General features: G+C 29.4%; 18 protein-coding genes. 6 read left to right on the top strand and 12 right to left on the bottom strand.

Translation table 11 applies throughout. The annotated features are described in order from the left end of the window. Positions 1–164: 164 nt before the first annotated feature. From CLV91_RS08765 to CLV91_RS08815, 11 genes are all read right to left on the bottom strand, one after another. A complete protein-coding gene (locus tag CLV91_RS08765) occupies positions 165–1406 on the bottom strand; it encodes a S41 family peptidase (RefSeq protein WP_170146731.1) in 1242 nt (413 codons plus the stop codon). A gap of 1 nt (position 1407) precedes the next feature. Next, positions 1408–2523, bottom strand: a complete 1116-nt coding sequence (locus tag CLV91_RS08770) for a serine hydrolase domain-containing protein (protein WP_121066550.1) — start codon at positions 2521–2523, stop codon at positions 1408–1410. A gap of 1 nt (position 2524) precedes the next feature. Next, a complete protein-coding gene (locus tag CLV91_RS08775; RefSeq protein WP_121066557.1) occupies positions 2525–3394 on the bottom strand; it encodes an SDR family oxidoreductase in 870 nt (289 codons plus the stop codon). A gap of 23 nt (positions 3395–3417) precedes the next feature. After that, positions 3418–4080: a hypothetical protein gene (locus CLV91_RS08780; protein WP_211333207.1), complete on the bottom strand. Its 663-nt coding sequence runs from the start codon at positions 4078–4080 to the stop codon at positions 3418–3420. Between the two features lie 49 nt (positions 4081–4129). Next, the gene (locus CLV91_RS08785; RefSeq protein WP_121066563.1) at positions 4130–5437 is read right to left on the bottom strand and encodes a serine hydrolase domain-containing protein; all 1308 of its coding nucleotides are present in this window, start codon (positions 5435–5437) and stop codon (positions 4130–4132) included. A gap of 339 nt (positions 5438–5776) precedes the next feature. Beyond that, on the bottom strand, positions 5777–7522 hold the full coding sequence (locus CLV91_RS08790; RefSeq protein ID WP_121066566.1) for a helix-turn-helix domain-containing protein: 1746 nt from the start codon (positions 7520–7522) through the stop codon (positions 5777–5779). A gap of 108 nt (positions 7523–7630) precedes the next feature. Continuing rightward, positions 7631–9046, bottom strand: a complete 1416-nt coding sequence (locus CLV91_RS08795; RefSeq protein ID WP_121066569.1) for an alkaline phosphatase — start codon at positions 9044–9046, stop codon at positions 7631–7633. Positions 9047–9079: 33 nt separating this feature from the next. Next, positions 9080–9517 (bottom strand): hypothetical protein, encoded by a 438-nt coding sequence (locus CLV91_RS08800; RefSeq protein WP_121066572.1) that lies wholly within the window; start codon positions 9515–9517, stop codon positions 9080–9082. Continuing rightward, entirely contained in the window at positions 9507–10730 is a 1224-nt protein-coding gene (locus CLV91_RS08805; protein ID WP_121066575.1) for an ABC transporter permease, read from the bottom strand. The genes CLV91_RS08800 and CLV91_RS08805 overlap by 11 nt, the downstream gene beginning before the upstream one ends. After that, positions 10727–11356: an ABC transporter ATP-binding protein gene (locus CLV91_RS08810; RefSeq protein ID WP_121066578.1), complete on the bottom strand. Its 630-nt coding sequence runs from the start codon at positions 11354–11356 to the stop codon at positions 10727–10729. The genes CLV91_RS08805 and CLV91_RS08810 overlap by 4 nt, the downstream gene beginning before the upstream one ends. 155 nt (positions 11357–11511) lie before the next feature. Beyond that, a complete protein-coding gene (locus CLV91_RS08815; protein ID WP_121066581.1) occupies positions 11512–11916 on the bottom strand; it encodes a MerC domain-containing protein in 405 nt (134 codons plus the stop codon). Between the two features lie 81 nt (positions 11917–11997). Between CLV91_RS08815 and CLV91_RS08820 the strand changes: the two genes are divergently transcribed. Next, entirely contained in the window at positions 11998–12378 is a 381-nt protein-coding gene (locus CLV91_RS08820) for a Fur family transcriptional regulator (protein ID WP_121066584.1), read from the top strand. 4 nt (positions 12379–12382) lie between these two features. Here CLV91_RS08820 and CLV91_RS08825 read toward each other — a convergent pair whose 3' ends face one another. Then, a complete protein-coding gene (locus tag CLV91_RS08825) occupies positions 12383–13186 on the bottom strand; it encodes an aspartate/glutamate racemase family protein (protein WP_121066587.1) in 804 nt (267 codons plus the stop codon). A 203-nt stretch (positions 13187–13389) separates the two neighbouring features. On the opposite strand from CLV91_RS08825, the gene CLV91_RS08830 reads away from it, so the two are divergent. The 5 genes from CLV91_RS08830 (at position 13390) to CLV91_RS08850 (ending at position 19560) form a co-directional block, all read left to right on the top strand. Continuing rightward, positions 13390–14277, top strand: a complete 888-nt coding sequence (locus tag CLV91_RS08830; protein ID WP_121066590.1) for a LysR family transcriptional regulator — start codon at positions 13390–13392, stop codon at positions 14275–14277. Positions 14278–14473: 196 nt separating this feature from the next. Then, positions 14474–15154 carry a TetR/AcrR family transcriptional regulator gene (locus CLV91_RS08835; RefSeq protein ID WP_121066593.1) on the top strand — a complete coding sequence of 227 codons (681 nt, stop codon included), beginning with the start codon at positions 14474–14476 and terminating at the stop codon, positions 15152–15154. Further along, complete coding sequence (locus CLV91_RS08840) at positions 15147–16814, top strand: peptidase domain-containing ABC transporter (protein WP_121066596.1); 1668 nt, start codon at positions 15147–15149, stop codon at positions 16812–16814. Before CLV91_RS08835 ends, CLV91_RS08840 begins: the two co-directional genes overlap by 8 nt. Continuing rightward, entirely contained in the window at positions 16814–18172 is a 1359-nt protein-coding gene (locus CLV91_RS08845) for an HlyD family secretion protein (protein ID WP_121066599.1), read from the top strand. The genes CLV91_RS08840 and CLV91_RS08845 overlap by 1 nt, the downstream gene beginning before the upstream one ends. Further along, on the top strand, positions 18172–19560 hold the full coding sequence (locus CLV91_RS08850) for a TolC family protein (RefSeq protein WP_211333208.1): 1389 nt from the start codon (positions 18172–18174) through the stop codon (positions 19558–19560). The genes CLV91_RS08845 and CLV91_RS08850 overlap by 1 nt, the downstream gene beginning before the upstream one ends. Positions 19561–19613 lie beyond the last annotated feature (53 nt).

Below are 19613 nucleotides of genomic sequence, written 5' to 3' on the forward strand. Positions count from 1 at the left end.
GTCCCGTTCATTTAAGTATTCGGTATTTTTTAAACATACTATTTTCTTTTTTAAGATTACGAGACAAAAAAAGAGCAAGAAACTTACAAAAACTGTCGATATGATAATTTAGTCAGAGTAAATTATTATTCTGCAATTGGATAAAAGGAGTAATATGCTTTTTTTTAGTTAGTTATGTCTTTTAAGACCCAATTCAAGGTTTCATCATAACCCTTCTTAAAATTCTTCCATTTTGGAGTTATTAAAACATCTGGTTTAAGAGATTTGTTTTTTCTATTATGAAATTGAAATTCTCTTTTTGAGTATGTTACTATTAATTTTGAATTAGAAAGTGAAAATTCTCCCATATCTTGATAACCATTAGGTTTTCCTCCAGATGGTTCACCTATAATTTTTGCATGTAACAATTGCTTAAATTGGAGAGCGTTTATCATGGCTGCCGAATATGTTTTTCTATTTGTTAAAACATATACTTTAGAAAGCCATTCTACAGAATCTGAAATATTTAACCAATTCGCTAATAACAATCCTTTATAAAAATCTCCTCCATAATTATCGCGAAGATCAATAATAAGGTGTTGTGAATTATTGGCTTCTATAAATTTAAAAACACTTTCAGAAAAATCATTCATTTCTTTTCTAGAAGGATACTTTTTAAAATTTATATATACTGTTTTCGAATTATTTATAGAAGAGAACCAAAGGTCCTTATCTTTTACCGTTTTTGGTTTCTTTATAATAGGGTTTAAATGTATATTTTTAAAAGTTAGAGTTGCATATTTTTCTTTTTCAAAAGAATTCAATTGTACAGATATTTCTTTACCATAGTTATCAGAAAAAGTAAAGGTGCTTTGTTCAATCTTATCAATAATGTTTAGCGCTTTCAATAGGTCTGCTACTACCAAATATCTACATTTTCTATCCATGGAGGATTGTATATTTTCAGTAAATGGAGTAAGCTTAGAAACTCTTTTGTATATCTTTTTTACTGGAATACCATTTATACTTTTTAATTTTTTTCCAAGAAGTTGCGCATGGTTTTCTAGGATACTAATGACCCTTAAATCTCCCTCGAAATCATAAAATTTTATAGGGAATTTGTTTAAATTCACGCCCCAAAGGGGTACAGAAGTATGGCCATCTCTTTTACCAGCACCAACCTTATGCGTTAGTCGCATAAGCTCTGTAGTAATTTGAAAATTTGTTAGTTGAGGGATATTGGACTTTAGTTTTTCAATTTCAGATGTAAATTGATTTTTTGAAATAGTATGGTAAAGATTTATATGTTTGATTTCTAGTGTTTTATGATAATAATCTATGTCTTCTATCCATTCCTCTACATCTTGCCCATTACAAATGAATGCTAAAAAGAATACAGCTAGAAAAGCAGTAAGTTTATTTCTCATCTTATTTGGCATGTTTTAATAATTGACTTATAAATTGGTACGGATTAAAGCCAGGTTTTGCTTGACTAATACTATAAGATAGTGTTGTATTCGTTTTAGGACTATAACCTACAAATGTGCCATAAAAACCAAAATGGCCATAAAATATATGTTCGTTTACAGCAAACTCATAAACACCTAAACCATATCTACTTTCATGGGTTTTGGTAAATTTTACATCTATCATTTTATCTAAAGATTCTTTATTAATCAATTTTAGACTAAAAAGCGATGTAATGAATATGGACAAGTCTGTATTTGTAGAAACTAAACCTCCACCAGACCAATCAAAAGAGGTGTTGATATTTGAAAAATTTGCATCGCCTACATACTGTTGTATAATGTTGTTTTCTTCAATTGCTTCTTCATAAAACTCAAAATAGGTATCCTTCATTTTTAAAGGTTCTAGAATTCTATTTCGAATAGCTGCTGAAAGCGATTTTTGGTCTATTTGCTCTATTAATAAGCCCAAGAGTACATAATTAACATCGGAATAATACCAGCCATCATTAGGTTTAAAATGTGGATTGTTATTTAAATTGAATTTATAATACAAGCCAATCATTTCTTGGGGAGAATATTGTTTTAAAGGGTTTTGAAACACCAAATTAAAAAACTCTTCTTCTTTATCTATAAAAGTATCTGCAAGCCCTGAACGATGAGATAACAGCTGTTCAATAGTAATCTCTTGGGCATATTTATGCTCTTCAAAATTGTGAAAATCATCAAAATTAAGATAGGATAAACCTTTTAAGTAAAGGGACACTTTATCATTCAAATGAAGTTTTCCTTCTTCCTGAAGTTGAAGTATAATGGTAGCTACAAATAGTTTTGTACTACTAGCTATTCTAAATGAACTATTCTTAGAAACAGAATCTCCGGCTTTATCCTTTAAACCAAAGCCTTCATTATAGTGGAAAGTATCATTTTCAATATTAATTAAAATACTATGTACAGGACTCTCAATAGTATGATTTATTCTGTCTTTAATCAAAGAGGTCATAGCATCTTTCTGACCAAAAGAAAGACTTGTAGTGAACAGAAAACTAAATACTACTAATTTTATTTTTGATTTCATTTCAAGATTGTTTTACACTTTCATTAAAAAAAGATTCTAACCTTTGTTGACCAAACCTTGGTGCTATATTGTCTTCTGCCATGAGGGTTAAAAAGAACTCAATGGGTCCGTATGTTTTGGTTGATGTAAATGTTCGTAATGCCCATATTATAAACCTTCTTATCCAATCTGGTAAATGAACAATTTTTACAGGTTTTTGTAGTGTATGTAGTGCCATTTCCCCTATTTCATTTAAAGTTAGAATATCTGGACCACCAACAACAATTTCATTACTAGTTGAATTAATAGCCTGCAAGCAAACAATAGCTAAATCTTCCCCATGAATGGGGTTAAACTTTTGATTTCCATTACCAAAAAGATACACTTTTCCTTTTCTAGCCATATCTAAAAAGTCTTTCATATCAGAAAAAAAACCATTAGGCCGAATTACAGTATACGATAATCCCGATGCTTTTAAGGCATCTACAAATTTTTCTTTAGCTTCAAATATTTTAAGATACCTGTACTTATCGCCATTAATGGCCGAAATGTAAATAAACCTTTTTACTCCCGCTTTTTTTGCTTCATTAAGTAAGTTAAGATTGGCTTGGTAATCTACGTCCATGTAGGTTACACCATCTTTTTGACGTGTTATTCCAACTGTAGAAATTACAGTAGTAACACCTTCGCAAACTCCTAATAATTGCTCAGGTTTTGTTACTTCTGCTTTTATAATTTTGACCGTTTTACTTTCAAAATTTTTAAGTTTATGTGGTGACCGTGCAATTAATTTGGTTTTAATAGCATCTTCAACTAAAGCTTGTGCAATGTAGTTACCTAAATAACCTGTAGCTCCTGCAAGTAATACTGTTTGTAAGTTATTGGTGCTCATTTTTGTGTGTTTCAAATAGTTACTTAAAATTTGTATCCAATATATAGGTTGGGTTCAAAAAGAAAATAACTTTTCCATTTATTGTCTAGCGTTTTAAATTCTTCTGGAGTATTGGTATCAAATATCCAATTTTGACCGTGAATTTGAGGTTCAACAAAGAAGCGTTTCTTTTTACCAAAAGCAAAATGGTAACCAACGTGATAGGATGTGTAAAGCTTAAATCCGTTAGCAATTTTGTCATTATTTATATCTAAATAGGTTTTGTATTGTGGTAAAACTTCAACCGATGCAAATAAACCTTTCCAAAGCATTCGCTGGTAGGTAACTCCTACTCCCGTTTCTCGAACATGGCCAGGGTAGAACTCACTTTCGGTATCTATTTTATCCTTTAGTCCGTCCCACCATTGAATTCCCATTGGCTGAAAAAGTCTCCAAGTGGACAATTTTATTCCAACTATATTTTTAGCATCTAGTTCGCGTTTTATGTGTAGTTCAATATGTTGTGTATTCGTTGTTTCTCCTCCTTTTCCAATATTACCTAAGGTTATTGCCGGAAAACTAATTCTGTAATTGTGCTCATTGCTATCTGTTTTATTTTGTGCAAATACATTTAGAACACTAAATAACATACTAACTAATAAGAATTTTTTCATGGTGTTTGTTTTTAATTGATTTGATGAAATCATGATTGTTCGTTTTTTGATTTTATTATTGATGTTGTTCTCAATGAGATAACTAGGAGTTATTTGAAATGTATTCTTCTATTCCTTCTGTTATTAATGATTTTACTTCTTCCCATTTTACTTCATTACCTGTAAAAGTGCCATCCATATTAGAAATAATGAAGAAGCCTGAAGAACCATCTTGCTTTAGTTGTATATGTGTAGAAACCCCTAAACTGTTACCACCATGCATTAGATTACCATCTTTCATATACCAAAACAATCCATGATTTTCAGCGAAAGCATTAGGCACTACTCCATCTGCCAATTGTTCCGTAAATAATAATTCGTAATATTCACTAGAGAATAAAACAGAAGATTCTCCCCTTGCACCTTTCATCATGTCCAATAAGTAGTGGCTCATATCATCACTAGTACTGTAAAAGCCACCTTCTACATAGCCATGATTTCCATAGATAGGAAAGGCTTCGTTTGTATCATAATATTGAGTAGCTGCATTTTGAAAATCTACAGACTCCAAATTAAATGTTGAATTTTGCATTTGTAATGGATTCAGTATGTAGTTCTCTACATAGGCATCAAAAGATTCCCCAGAAACATAGGCAATAATATAGCCCATTAACGATGTTGCATCATTAGAATATGCCCAAGTTTCACCGGGTAGTACCTCCAAATAATTATCCAAATTGTAGAGGTCTCCGTCTTCATCAAAAATCTCAACGAGATATGCATCTAACTCTACTTGTTCCATTTGCTGCATCCCCAATTCGTTTACTAATATGCTGCCAATATTTGTTGTAATATCTTCTCCTGGTAAAATGTAATAGTTTGTAGCTATATAGGTTTCTGGTACATCTACAATCCCCGAAGTATGTGTAACCAGATGCTTAATTTTAATACTTCCGTTTGGCATTTTAGGATTGCTAATAGCAATAGGTAAAAGGTCATTAATTTCTGTTTCTAGAGTAAAATACCCTTGTTCAATAGCTTTTGCTGTAGCCGCACCTACAAAGGTTTTACTTACCGATGCCATATTGTTTATTGTTTGATTGGTATAGGGCGTTTGATTTGCAATATTGGCATAGCCAAAAGATTCTTGAAAGACCACTTCATTTTCTACACTTACATTTACTGAAAAGCCAGGAACCTCAGTAGTGTTTACAATATTCTCTAAATATGTGGCTAGTTGTTTCGTAGTTGTTATACCTTCAGGTCTTGGAGGTTCTATGTTATTATCATCGCTAGAACATGAAGCTACAAATGCGGTAATGCATAGTAAAAAGGCTAGCTTAAAAAGGTGTAATTTTTTCCTTTCTTTATGCTTACTACTGTTTTTTATTTTCTGATTAAATAAATTCATAATTGCTTTTTTATTGATTGATATTAAATGATTTAATACTGCAAATATGTAGTGTAATGGAACGTCAATCGTCCTAAATTATAATTTAGAACGTTCGGAATTTATTTGGTTTTCATTAAAATTAGAGCATAGTATTTTCCTATTTTCATATATTGAAAAAAGAGGACTATTTGTAAAAAATGAATACGAGTTATTAGAATTTACTTGAGAATTTACACCTAATAATTGATAATAAAATACTCAAAACCCTGTCACAAATATTAAATGAAGTTTTCTTGTGAATGTTTTATAAACTTACTCTGAAAGTGTGTATTTAAGAATTTACAAAGTATTTAAAAATTACTTGCTATGTGCTTTCATCCACTGACTAGGAGTAACCCCTTCTGCGTTTTTGAAATAGGTGTTAAAAACACTTTTTGAATTAAAACCACTGTCATAAGCTAATCCTAAAATGGTAATATTCTTAAATTTGGGATTTGCAGCTAGAGTTTTAAAATGTTGTAATCTATATTGATTTATAAAATCATTAAAGTTCTTATCGTATTCAGCATTTAGAAGCCACGACAATTTATTGGGGTGTAGATGTATACTTTCCGCTAGTTTTTTTAGAGAAAGATTAGAATTTAGGTAAGGCTCATTACTTGCAATAAAATTTTCTAAAAGTAATTTGTTCTCAGCTATTTCTATTTTATTTAAAGAATTTGAAGTTTCTTTTTTAAGAATTTTTACTTCTTCCTCTTTTTCAGAAAGTAAATCAGAAGATATGGTTTGTTGTTCAATTATTTGATACTGTTTGTGTTCCCGTAGCGGATTTAAAAAAGGGTCTAGTTTAAAATTAACAAGCTGCCCTATTTTTAGATTAATCTTTTCTTCAAAAACCTGCATAGCTTTATTAATCTTTCCCAGATGAACCAGAAAATAAAAATGCCATGGATAAACATTTTTGAAACTTTCATCAACATCTATCTTAATTGTAGTTAAATCAATTTCAACCTGTTTATTGTTTATCGCATTAAAAAGAGCCTCACAGACCTTGGGGCTAATTAATTGTGGCATTGTTGCAATGTAGTTATGGAACTTATCTGCATCATTCAGAAACATATAACAAGCTAATTTGGTTTCTATCGCCAAAGTAAAATTAGTATCAATTTTTAAACATTCTTCTAAATAATGAATTGCGGTTGTATATTCCTTTTTTAAAAAATAGATGTTTCCTTTTGTAAAATAATGGTTTGGAGATAAAGGACTAATTTCTATGGCTCTATTTATATTAGATAATGCTTTATGTAATTGATTGGTAGCTATGTAAATTTCTGCGATGCCTTCGTATGCAATAGCATAACTAGGGTTTTGGTGCAATGTCTTTTTTAAGTAAGTAATACCTTTTGTATAATTCCAATTATTCCAAAAAGATAATGAAGAGGTAGAAAAATAACCTAAATAAGAATCCTGATTAATTTTTAAACCTTGGTCTAAATAATTCTTAGCATCCTTTAAACCTTTATTTTTATCTATGGCTCCCCAACTAGAAAGAATGCCATATGACCTGCTTATTGCAAAATATGAATCATAAAAATCAGAATCTATTTCAATACTTTTTTTATAACAGTCTATCGCTTTTAAATAATCTTTTAAATCCCAATTAAGTTGGTATGCCCTTCCTTTTAAGTATAACTTATATGCATTAATATCTTTGGTACCTATTATAGATATATGTTCTGAAATATTTAAGTGCCCGAAATTTTCTCTTATTTTTTCTGCTATTATAAGGCTTATTTCATCTTGAAGTTCAAAAATATCATCTAGGTTTCTATCAAAGTTTTGCGACCAGACCTGAAAACCATCGTCTGTTCTAATTAATTGAATATTTATACGAATTCTTTTATTAAAGATTCTTATGCTTCCTTCAAGAACCGTTGCAACACCTAATTGATTTCCTATATGGCGAACATCTAAATTGTTGTTTTTAAATACAAAAGAAGAGGTACGCGCAATAACTTTTAAACCCTTTACTTTGGTTAAAGCATTAATAATCTCTTCTGTAATTCCATCGCAAAAATATTCGTTATCAATATCATTACTCATATTGACAAAAGGTAAAACTGCTATGGATTTTTGGTTTATCAAATTATATTATCTGTTAAATCAAAAATAAAAAAAGAAAATGATATTGTTATTTTTATACGTTTTGTTTTAAAACGTATTTTCAACTTCTGCAGCTTCTAACATTAAATAATGAAGGTCTGTATTTTTTATAAATGGTTTTAATAAACTACTGCCAGGGCCATACATGGCTAATTCTACATAATCGGCAGAATGTTGCATACTAATCCAACCCACAGAATTATGTTGTTTTTGAATTTCAGCCAAAACCTTAAACGGAAGATTCTTTGGATTATAAAGCCCTTCTTCTTTTTGTAAGTTAGAATAATAGCTTAATACTAATTTTGCTTCCTCATTTGTAAGCTCAAAATTATTAGCATACGCTATTCTTTCTTTTATTTGTGCTACAGAAGTTTCTCTCCCTATTCCATTTAATATCCAATCATTTGTATGTTTATATTTTTGAATGGAATCAAAATTTTCATTAGCCTTACCCCCATAAATAACTCCCGGATTTGCATTACCATGATCGGTAGTTATAATTACTAAAGTTTCCTCATCTTGCTCTGCAAAATTCATTGCTACTTGTATAGCCTCATCATGAGCTACTTGGTCATAAATAAGGCCAGAAATATCATTACCATGTGCAGCCCAATCTACTTTTCCTGCTTCTACTTGCAATACAAAACCATTAGGATGGTCTTTCATAGCTTCAATAGCTTTCTGAGTCATTTCGGCAAGCGTAGGCACTTTTTGTAATATTTCCTTATTGTTTTCTCTATCTATAGAATATGGAAGTCCGTCATAATGAAAAACGCCTAAAATAGGTTTGTCATTAGTAGCAGAAAACATAGCATCTCTTGTTTTTACTACTTCATAACCGCTTTTTACAAAGTCATTATACATATCTTTTTTATCTTTTCTGTTTTCTGAAGAAAAGTACTTATCTCCCCCTCCCATCATAACATCAAACTTTTGCTCTAAATATTTCTCTGCAATTTTTTCCTGCTCATTTCTAGATTTAGAATTTATACAAAAACCTGCCGGAGTAGCATGGGTAATTGGAACGGTAGTAACACAACCAGCTTTTTTACCTGCTTGTTTAAATTTTTGCCATATAGGTAAATGTACTTCTCCACTTTTACTTACATTAATTGTACCATTACTTATACGTACTCCTCCACCCCAAGAAGAACTTGCTGCAGCAGAATCTGTAACCATAGAACTTGCAGATGCCATATCCATTAAAGCTCTATTAACTCTATTATCTTTGTATAGTTGTAACCAATTAGAACCTTTTCCTGTTTTTCTTGAAAGATAAAGATCAGCCATATTTAAAGTACCTGTACTCATACCATCGCTAACAACTATAATAATATTCTTTGCCTTTTTGTTTTTAGATTGAAGATAAAATGGGATAGTGTTGGCTTTACCTGTAAAAGGGTGTAATACTGTTGTTCCTAATGTAAGTAGCGATCCATTTTTAAAAAATTTTCTTCTGTTCATTTTTAAAAATTATTTAGCAATTAAAGGATTCCATTATTTCATATCCATACCTGAACAATCAGTAAGAATATAATTAAAGTGTTCTATATCGTCTTTATTAAGTTTTAATGTTCCTGTTATTACCACTACATCATCGGTCTTAAAATTGGGTTTATTTTTAAATTGTATTTCTACAGCAGTTTCTGGTCCTCCTTTTCCACAAAAAAAGCAAGAGGCTAAAGGGTTTTTAGACAATACAAGTAATTTTCCATCTGGAGAAACATCCAAAAAATAACCGGATAATGTAACTTCTTTACCTGCTAGGCTAGCCATTTTTTTACTAAATTCAGGGTATAGAAAATTAGAATCATAAGCGATAAAATATTTTTCTGTGTATTCTATATCAGCCAAATCATCCCATGTAAGGTTTACCTGCCCCACAGCACTCATAGAAGCGAACATTAATAACAGATAAAAGAATTTACTTTTCATCACTTAAAATTTTAGAAATATTCATTTTTAATAAGGGAAATATGGCAAATAAAATGGATACCATTGCTATAAGTATTACTATTAAAATGTTATTTAACATTTGTTTAATAGAATATGTAAGTATAATATCTTGTTGAAATTGAGATTTAAAGAGGGTAACAATAAAATATAACCCAAGCTGAGCAAATAAAAACCCAAAAAATAAGGAAATAAAGACTATTACAATTCCTTCAAAAGCTATAATACGAAACAATTGAAAATTACTTGCTCCATAGGTTCGCATTAAAGCTAAATCAAAAGAACGCTCTTTTACCATTTTGTATAGACTTATAAAAATGGTAATACATGAAATAAGCAATATAATATAAGCAATCCACGAAATTGCCTTAACGCCAACACCAGTAAAACGAAATAGCCTATCTAATTCATATTTAGGTAAGGCTGCTTGCATATTAGAATTTACATTAATATTTCTTGGCATGGTCATTAACCCCATAGGATTTCTAAAAGAAACCAGAATAGAAGTTACTTCTTTATCTTCATGTTTTTGAGTAGGATGTTCATGCGCTTCATGAACTTCCTCTTCTTCCTCTTCTTCATGATGGTGTACGTCCCAAATACTACTTAGGTTAGTTACAATAAGCTTGTCAATAACTTTATAGGTTGGTTTATAGATACCTACAACTTTAAAAGATTGTTTATGTTCCTCTATTGCATTTTCTGTTAAACCGTGTGAACTTATAAATGTATCTCCTATTTCTAAATTTAATTTTTGGGCTACATTATTCCCTAAAACTACTTCCATAGAATTTTCTACTTCTTTTCCTTTTAAGAGTTGTGCATCATAAATTTTAGCAAACTCTAATGTAGAACCAACAATTCGATAGCCTTTAAAATTATCTCCATAGGATATTGGCACAGCCTTTTTTATTAATGGATTCTTTTTTAATTTTTCTACTTCAGAATACTTAACATTTCCTGTTGGATTATCTATATGCAATACCGAAGAAAGTACTAATTGCAAAGGGCTTCCTTTTGCTCCTACCACCATTTCTATATTCCCTAATGTATTAGTAAATTGGTTTTGTATGGAGGTATCGAGTTGCTGAATTCCTAATAATAAACCAACACTAATAGATAAAGAAAATATACTAAGAAAGGCATAAAGAGGCTTATGAAGAAGATTTTTAATACTTATAATCCAGTTATTCATAACGTAAGTACATTTTTAAAGGATGATGTAATACGTGCATCATGAGTAATGACTATTAAATTTGCCTTATTTTTTTGCGCCTGTTGCTGCAACAAATGCATTACAATGCTACAATTTTCATTGTCTAGACTAGAGGTAGGTTCATCTGCTAGAATAATTTTTGGACCATGAATTACCGCCATAGCAATGCCAAGACGCTGCAATTGTCCTTCGCTAAGCTCATTTATCGTACTATATTTAGTATTTGTTAAATCTAATTGTTCTAGTAAAATATCAATCTCTGTACGGTTTATGTTCTTTTTACTAAAAAAGAGACGCGCCTTTAAATTATCATAAACACTTAGAGAGGTAATTGCATGACTTTTTTGAAATACAAGACCAATATTTTGCCCTCTAAAGTTATCTAACTGCGAATGCGACAAGGCATTTATATCCAATTCATCTATTACTACAGAACCACTAGTAGGCTGTAATAGACCTGCCAAAAGGTGTAGAAGTGTTGTTTTTCCTATTCCAGACTTTCCTAGAATAAGTAAACTTTCTTGCTCCTGTAACGTTATGTTTGGGAATTGAAAAACAGCTTCCTTATTATTATATTTAAATGTAAGATTATTGGTTTGTACCATCTTAAATTTTGTATGCTGCAATATACTAATACTCTATGGGTCGTTGATATTGTTACAGAAATAAATGTTTTTCCCATTCCTGGATTTCAGGCTCTATAAGGTCTCCATTTTCCAAATTAGCTATCGTTTTTCTTTCTCGATAGGTTAAATCATATTTATTTCTCATTTACACAACATTTATCAGTCCTACATTTACAATGTTTTCTATTATATAAATGCAATACCACTAAAGCAATAGAAGGAATATATATAATAGCTTCTGGGAAAGAAAATATTTCTAACTTTTCGTTTAAGATAATTACTGATAATACTCCCCAACTAGACCAAAACATTGGTTTAATCCACTTTATAGTTGTTGTTTTTGTAGTCCAATAAATAGCAAAAAATGAAATAGCAAGAAAAAAATAATCTATAAACTTCCACCATGTTGGCGGACCACTGGAAAATGTAGCTGAACCAGCTTGTGCTAAAAATAAAAATGGAGTGGCTACACAATGAACAAGACATAATGAACTTGCAAAAGTTCCTAAAATATCTGACCTCTGTTTAATTAATATCATTTATAAAATTATTATTACAACTGAGTTGCAAATGTAAAGATATTATTTGTTAATGCAACACTGTTGCGTTATATTTGTTTTATGGGAGTAATAAGAAAAACAAAGGCTGTTGAAGTTTTACTTAAGGAGTTTAACACTAGTGCTACAGCTATTTCTGCAAAAAAATTAATTGACGAATTACATACTTCATTCAATAAAACCACTATTTACCGTGTATTAGATAAATTAGAAGACGATGGTGTTTTACACTCTTTTTTAGGCAAAGAGGGCCATAAATGGTATGCAAAATGTAATGGGTGTTCTGCATCTGAACATAACGATATACATCCTCATTTTCAATGTCTAAGTTGCGGAAAAATGGATTGTTTACCTGTAAATGTTACTCTTCCTAAAATCCCTAATAGAAAAATAGAATTTTCTCAATTATTAATACAAGGAAAATGCGAAGCATGTATTGCTTAGATAATTAAAGTATTTTATTTTTTAACTTTTGCCACTCTTTTTCAATTTTTTCTTCTGGCAGGTAATGTTTTTCAAAACAAATACCTTTTGCTATATTTTTAATATCTATATACTTCGTATTTTCTATACCTAGTGCCGTTTTTACTATTTTATCTACATGAATATTACCTGTATCAAACGATGGAATAGATATATCTTTTTCTTTAATAAGCATTGGTAGTTCTGTACATGCTAAAACAACCCCTTCTACAAATTCTGTATTCTTAATAATTTTTAAAATCTTTTGTTTTGCTTTATCATTAAACACTCCTTTTAGTAATTCTTCGTAAATAATATTGTGAATAATATTCCTATCTTCCTTATTCGGAATAACTATTTTTAGTCCTTTTTCTTTAAGAGTATTAGTATAAAAATCTTTTTCCATAGTGTATTTTGTTCCTATGAGGAGAATTCTTTTAAGTCTTTTTTTAAGAATAGCATCTGCAGTAGCGGTAGCGATATGTATAAATGGAATAGTAATAACTCTAATAATCTCATCACTCACAATATGTATAAGATTAGTGCATAACACTACCATATCTGCTCCCGCTTTCTCTAACTGTTTTGCACTTTTAACAATAATTTTGCTAATTGCCTCCCAATCATTTCTGAAAGTTAATTTTTCAATTTCCCCAAAATCAACAGAAACCATTATAATTTTTGCCGAATGAGAACCACCTAAAACCTTATTAACTTTTTTATTAATACGCTCATAGTATAATTTAGAAGACTCCCATCCCATGCCTCCTATTAAACCTATTGTTTTCATATATTTTTTTATTGTTGTACTTAATGCTATATTAATGCTGTTACATAAATATGCGAGAACATATTACATTGTTCACCATCATATTTAGTGTTAAAATTATTGTCCTAAATGATAATATCCCAGAAATTTAATTGAATGCTTTAACTCTCGTAGTTGAAAATTTATCAATCATAACACATATTTATGTATTGTATCTTTGAGAGATGGAATTAAAATACTTTAGACTTATTAAAACAATTGCAGAAGAAGGTAGTATTGCCAATTCTTCTGAACGCTTATTTTTAACTCAATCTGCCTTATGTCATCAATTAAAGGACCTTGAAGAACGTTTAGGTTTTAAAGTTTTTAATAGAAGTAGAAACAAATGGAATCTTACTGATGAAGGAAACGAACTTTATAAATTAGCAAACAAATTATTCACTTCTATTGATCATAGTTTTAATTCAATCAAACACATTAAAGAAGGTTCTAAAGGTTCTATAACTTTAAGTGCAGAATGCCAATCTTTTTTACACTCTATTCCTAATTTTGTTCAACAAATGGGGATTCTTTACCCAGAGATTAATATTGATTTAAACTTAGATTCTAGACATCCAATTATTTCAAAATTAATAGCTAATGAAGTTGATGTAGCAATAGTTACCTTTAAACCTATTTCTAAGGAATTAAAAAGTATTAAGCTGTTTGAGGATGAAATTTACGCTGTAATGCATAAAGAAAATAAGCTAAACGACTTAGATTTTTTGGATTCTAATCATTTTTCTGATATACATATGCTCATACATTCTTATCCTTTGGATAGTGTCTCTATATATGAACACTATTTAAAACCAAATAACGTAACACCAAATAAAGTATCAGCTATTCCATTTACAGAGGTTTCTTTATCGATGATTGAATCTAACATGGGGGTTTTTTGCGCCCCAAAATGGCAATTAAACTCCTTTAAAGTGTCTGAGAATATTGTTTTTAAACGTATTAGTAAAAATGGAATAAAAAGAAATCACTATTTAGTTGTAAAAAAAGTTAATATAAATAAAAAATACATCCACAATTTCATATCCAATTTTGTAGAATATTTTTTAAAATAGTACTACTATTTTTCCTATTCATTATCCCTAATAAACGCAATTACTTCTTGTGCAAATATATCTGGTTCTTTTAACATAGGGGAATATCCAGATTTTTCAAAATTCACATTAAATACAATTTTTTAACTTTATTTTAATATGATAAATTTCAAAATTAATAGTAATACTATTATTTTAGCGATAAATAATTTTGATTATGAAAAAATTACTATCAAATATTAAAATAGAAATACCTCAAGAAATATATTTAAAAGACCCTGAATCATCATCATTGGGTAAAAAAATACTAGAATACAGTATTATATTAATAGAAGAAGGTGGTTTTGAAAACTTTAATTTTAAAAAACTTGGAAAACATATAGGTTCTAACGAAAGTTCTATATACAGGTATTTTGATAGTAAACACAAACTTCTGGTATACCTTACTTCTTGGTATTGGGGATGGATAGAATACCAATTAGTATTAGAAACCTACAGCATAACAAATGCAAAGGAAAAACTACTGAAGGCCATTAGTATACTTACTAGAACCACAAAGCAGGACACTAACTTTAGTTATATAAATGAGGTGTTATTAAACCAAATTATTATTAATGAAAACTCAAAATCTTATTTAACTAAAGATGTTGACACGGAAAATAAAGAAGGCTATTTTATGTCTTACAAAAGAGTTGTTCAGCGCTTTTCAGATATAATTACGGCATACAACAGCCAATATAAGCATAGTTTAAGTTTGGCAAATACAGTAATTGAGGGAGCCTTGCATCAACATTATAACAGAATGCATTTTAAATCAATTACCAATTGCAATTCCAATATAACTCCTTCTGATTTTTTCACAGATTTAGTACTAAAAACAATTTCAGTAAATGAATAATACTATTTTATCTCCATGGCAACGCTTTTTAGGACTATTAAAACTAGAACGAAAAGATATTTTTCAGGTTTTTTATTACGCAATTTTTGAGGGTATTGTAGCATTGTCCCTACCGCTTGGAATACAGGCTATTATAAACTTAATTCAAGGTGCACAAATATCTACCTCTTGGATAGTTTTAGTAGTCTTAGTAACCGCAGGTGTAGCATTTTCTGGAATTCTGAAGTTAATGCAAATGCGTATTATTGAAACAATACAACAACGTATTTTTACAAGAGCTTCCTTAGAATTGAGTTATAGGTTCCCTAAAATAAAAATGAGCGAATTACGAAATTACTATTTGCCAGAATTAGCAAATCGTTTTTTTGATACACTTACAATTCAAAAAGGATTATCCAAAATTTTAATAGACGTACCGTCTGCATTTTTACAAATTATATTTGCATTAATTCTGCTTTCATTTTATCATCCTTTCTTTATAGTTTTTGGGTTACTACTTTTACTTTTAATTTATATGGTCTTTAAATTTACTGTTAAAAAAGGGCTAGACACTAGTTTAAAAGAGTCTAAGATAAAATACCAAGTAGCGTATTGGCTACAAGAAATATCTAGAGTAGTAATTAGTTTTAAATTATCTGGCAAGACAAATTTAGCAATGTCTAAAAATGACAATTTGGTTTCTCACTATCTAAAATCCAGAGAAAGCCACTTTAAAATACTAATACTACAATTTATACAAATGATTGGTTTTAAGGTATTAGTTACGGCAGGACTATTATTAATTGGTGGTTTTTTAGTTCTTGACCAACGTATGAATATAGGACAATTTGTAGCCGCAGAAATAATTATTCTTCTAGTTATAAATTCTGTTGAAAAATTAATATTAGGGTTAGAATCTTTCTATGATGTATTAACCTCAATAGAAAAACTAGGACAAGTTGTAGACAAACCCATAGAATCTCAAAAAGGGGAAGTAATTAATACAAACAAAGACTTAACTATAGAGTTTCAAAATGTTACATATGCCGTTAAAGAAAGAAATCAGCCAATTTTAGAAAACATTTCTTTTACGATAAACCAAAAGGATAGAATACTAATAGAAGGGGAAAGTGGTTCTGGAAAATCTAGCTTATTTCAATTAATTGCAGGAGTTATATTGCCTACTTCAGGATATATTTACATCAACAATTTATCTATAGAAAGTCTGTTTATTAGCAAATATAGAGCTATTCTAGGTTTATCTCTTTCTTCAGAAACACCATTTGAAGGTACCATAAGAGAGAACATAACTTTTGGTGACACCACAATTACGGATGAAGAAATTTATGAAGCTTTTGATAATTTAGATTTAACTGTATTTTTAAAGCAACAGCCCATGGGGCTTAACACTATCTTAAAACCTGAAGGAAAACAAATAGCATATACTACAGCCAAAAAAATAGTTTTAGCAAGAGCTATTGTAAAAAAACCAAAATTATTAATTCTAGAAGATCCACTAGATCAATTTCATAAAACAGAAGCAGAAAAAATAATCAATTTTATTACTAAAGATACACATGCCTGGAGTTTAATTGTTGTTAGTAATAATGAAACCTGGAAAGGTAAATGTAATAAGCATATTACGCTTAAAGAAGGTAATATTATAAAAACCAATAGATAATGTTAAATATATCTAACAACAAAGTTTCTGAATATATAGATTTAAAGAAATTTGAATCTGGTAAAGAAATATTTACAAAGGAATATCATAAAAGGTTTAAAATATTTTTACTGGTATTTTCCATTGCTTTAATAATTATTTTATTCTTGCCATGGACACAAAATATAACTAGTAACGGTAATGTTACTACTATAAAACCTAACCAACGTCCGCAAACCATACAATCTCAAATACCTGGCCGTATTGAAGAATGGTTTGTACAGGAAGGGAACATTGTTAAAAAAGGAGATACTATTCTTAGAATTTCTGAGGTAAAAAGCGATTATTTTGATAAAAAATTAGCAGAAAGAACAGATAACCAAATTACTGCAAAAAGTTCTTCAGTTGCTGCATATAAAAGTAAGGTTGGTGCATTAAAAAATCAAATTTCTGCTTTAAAACAAGAAAGAGTATTAAAACTAAAGCAAGCAAAAAATAAATTAATACAAACAAGGTTAAAAGTAAAAACAGACAGCATAGATTTAGTTGCTGCGAAAATAAAAGCAGATATAGCAAAAACACAATTTAATAGGGCTGTCTTATTGCAACAAGAAGGATTAAAAGCTGTTAAAGATGTAGAGGAAAAAAGAGCAAAACTACAAGAAGCAGAAGCAAAATTAATTTCACAAGAAAATAAATTTTTAAGTGCAAATAATGACGTAGTTATTTCAGAACTTTCTATTTCTACCCTAAATGCAACGTATGCAGACAAACTTGCAAAAGCCCAAAGTAATTTATATACAGCGCAATCTAGCGGTTATGATACAGAAGTAGAAGTATCTAAATTAGAAACTAATCTTGCAAACTACCAAAAGCGTAATAGTTTACTATTTATAACAGCACCTCAGGATGGTTTAATTAATAAAACAATAAAATCTGGTGTTGGTGAAACGTTTAAAGAAGGAGAACACTTAGTTAACATTATGCCAACTAACTATGAGTTAGCTGTAGAAATGTATGTTCGTCCAATAGATTTACCACTATTACATTTAGATGAAAAAGTACGTGTCCAGTTTGATGGTTGGCCTGCAATAGTGTTTAGTGGATGGCCAAATGTATCTTATGGTACTTATGGAGCAAAAGTTATTGCTATTGAAAACTATAGTAGCAAAAATGGAATGTATAGAGTATTACTAGCTCCAGATAAAAATGAAGTTATGTGGCCTAAAGATATTCGTGTAGGTTCTGGAGCTAAAACAATTGCCCTTTTAGATGATGTACCTATTTGGTTTGAAATGTGGAGGCAGTTAAACAGCTTTCCTCCTAATTTTTATCAGCCTAACCAGGGTAAAAATAAAAAATATCAAAATAAAGAATAATGCGAAAAATATTTACTTTACTAATTTTTCTTAATATATCTTTTGTTTTTTCACAAGAAATAAGCTCTATTTTATCTTTAGAGGAATATTTAGGTTACGTAAAAAAATACCACCCTATTGTAAAACAATCACAACTTATTACTACAAATAGTGAAGCAAAATTATTAAAAGCAAGAGGTGCTTTTGACCCCAAAATAGAAGTAGATTATAATAGGAAAAAATTTAAAGAAACAGAATATTATGATAAGTTAAATACAACTTTTAAAATACCTACATGGTATGGCATTGAATTAAAAGCTAATTATGAAAATAATGATGGAGCTTTCTTAAACCCAGAGTTTAATACTCCAAATAATGGCTTATATAGTGCAGGGTTTTCTATACCGTTAGCTAAAAATTTGCTTACTAATAAGCGAATGGCAACCTTAAAAAAAGCAAAATCATACAATAAACTAGCTCAAGCAAAACAACAATTAGTTGTTAATGATATTTTATATGAAGCGATTTCGGTCTATTATAACTGGCTAAAAAATTATAATGCAAAATTAATTTATGAAGATTATTTAGCTAATGCTAACATAAGGTTTAATAATGTAAAAAGTAGCTTTATGGCTGGAGATAAGCCTGCAATTGATACTTTAGAAGCAAAAATTAACTACAAAAATAGAGTGTTAGATTTGGAAAAATCTAAAATTAATTATATTAAATCTAAGCTAGAGCTCTCTAACTATTTATGGTTGGAAAATAATTTACCTGTAGAGTTAGAAACTACTATAAAACCAGATATAAATACGCTTAATACTATTGATACTGTATTAAATAGTTCTGTTTTAAACATACAAAATGACATCATAAAAAATCATCCAAAAATACAAGAACTTAATGCAAAAAGAGATATTTTAATTACTGATAAACGACTAAAAAAGAACAACTTATTGCCTACAATAGATTTAGAATATAATTTTTTAACAACAGAATACAACACTACTAATTCTTTAAACACCGCAAACTACAAAAGTGGGTTATCTATAAATTTTCCTCTTTTTTTAAGAAAAGAACGTGCTGATTTAAAATTAGCAAAATTAAAATTAAAAGATACAGAGTATACTATTACCGCTACAGAAGTTAGCTTAAAAAATAAAATTGAAAGTTTAGAAAAAGAAATAGAATCTTATACAACACAACATAGTATTTTAAAAGAACTAGTTAAGGACAATAAAAAGTTTGTTAAGAGTGAAGAACGAAAATTTATATTAGGTGAAGGCTCTCTTTTTCTTGTAAATTATAGAGAGGTTAAGTTTATAGAAAGTCAACTAAAAAATATAGATATAGAATACCTTTTACTTAAAACAAAATCAAATCTTTTGAGAACTCTAGGTAACTTATAAGAATTTATAAAGCAATAAATAATAACCACTTAACAACGGTGTAATTTATACAA

The organism is Maribacter vaceletii, from assembly GCF_003634105.1.
GTDB lineage: Bacteria > Bacteroidota > Bacteroidia > Flavobacteriales > Flavobacteriaceae > Maribacter_B > Maribacter_B vaceletii.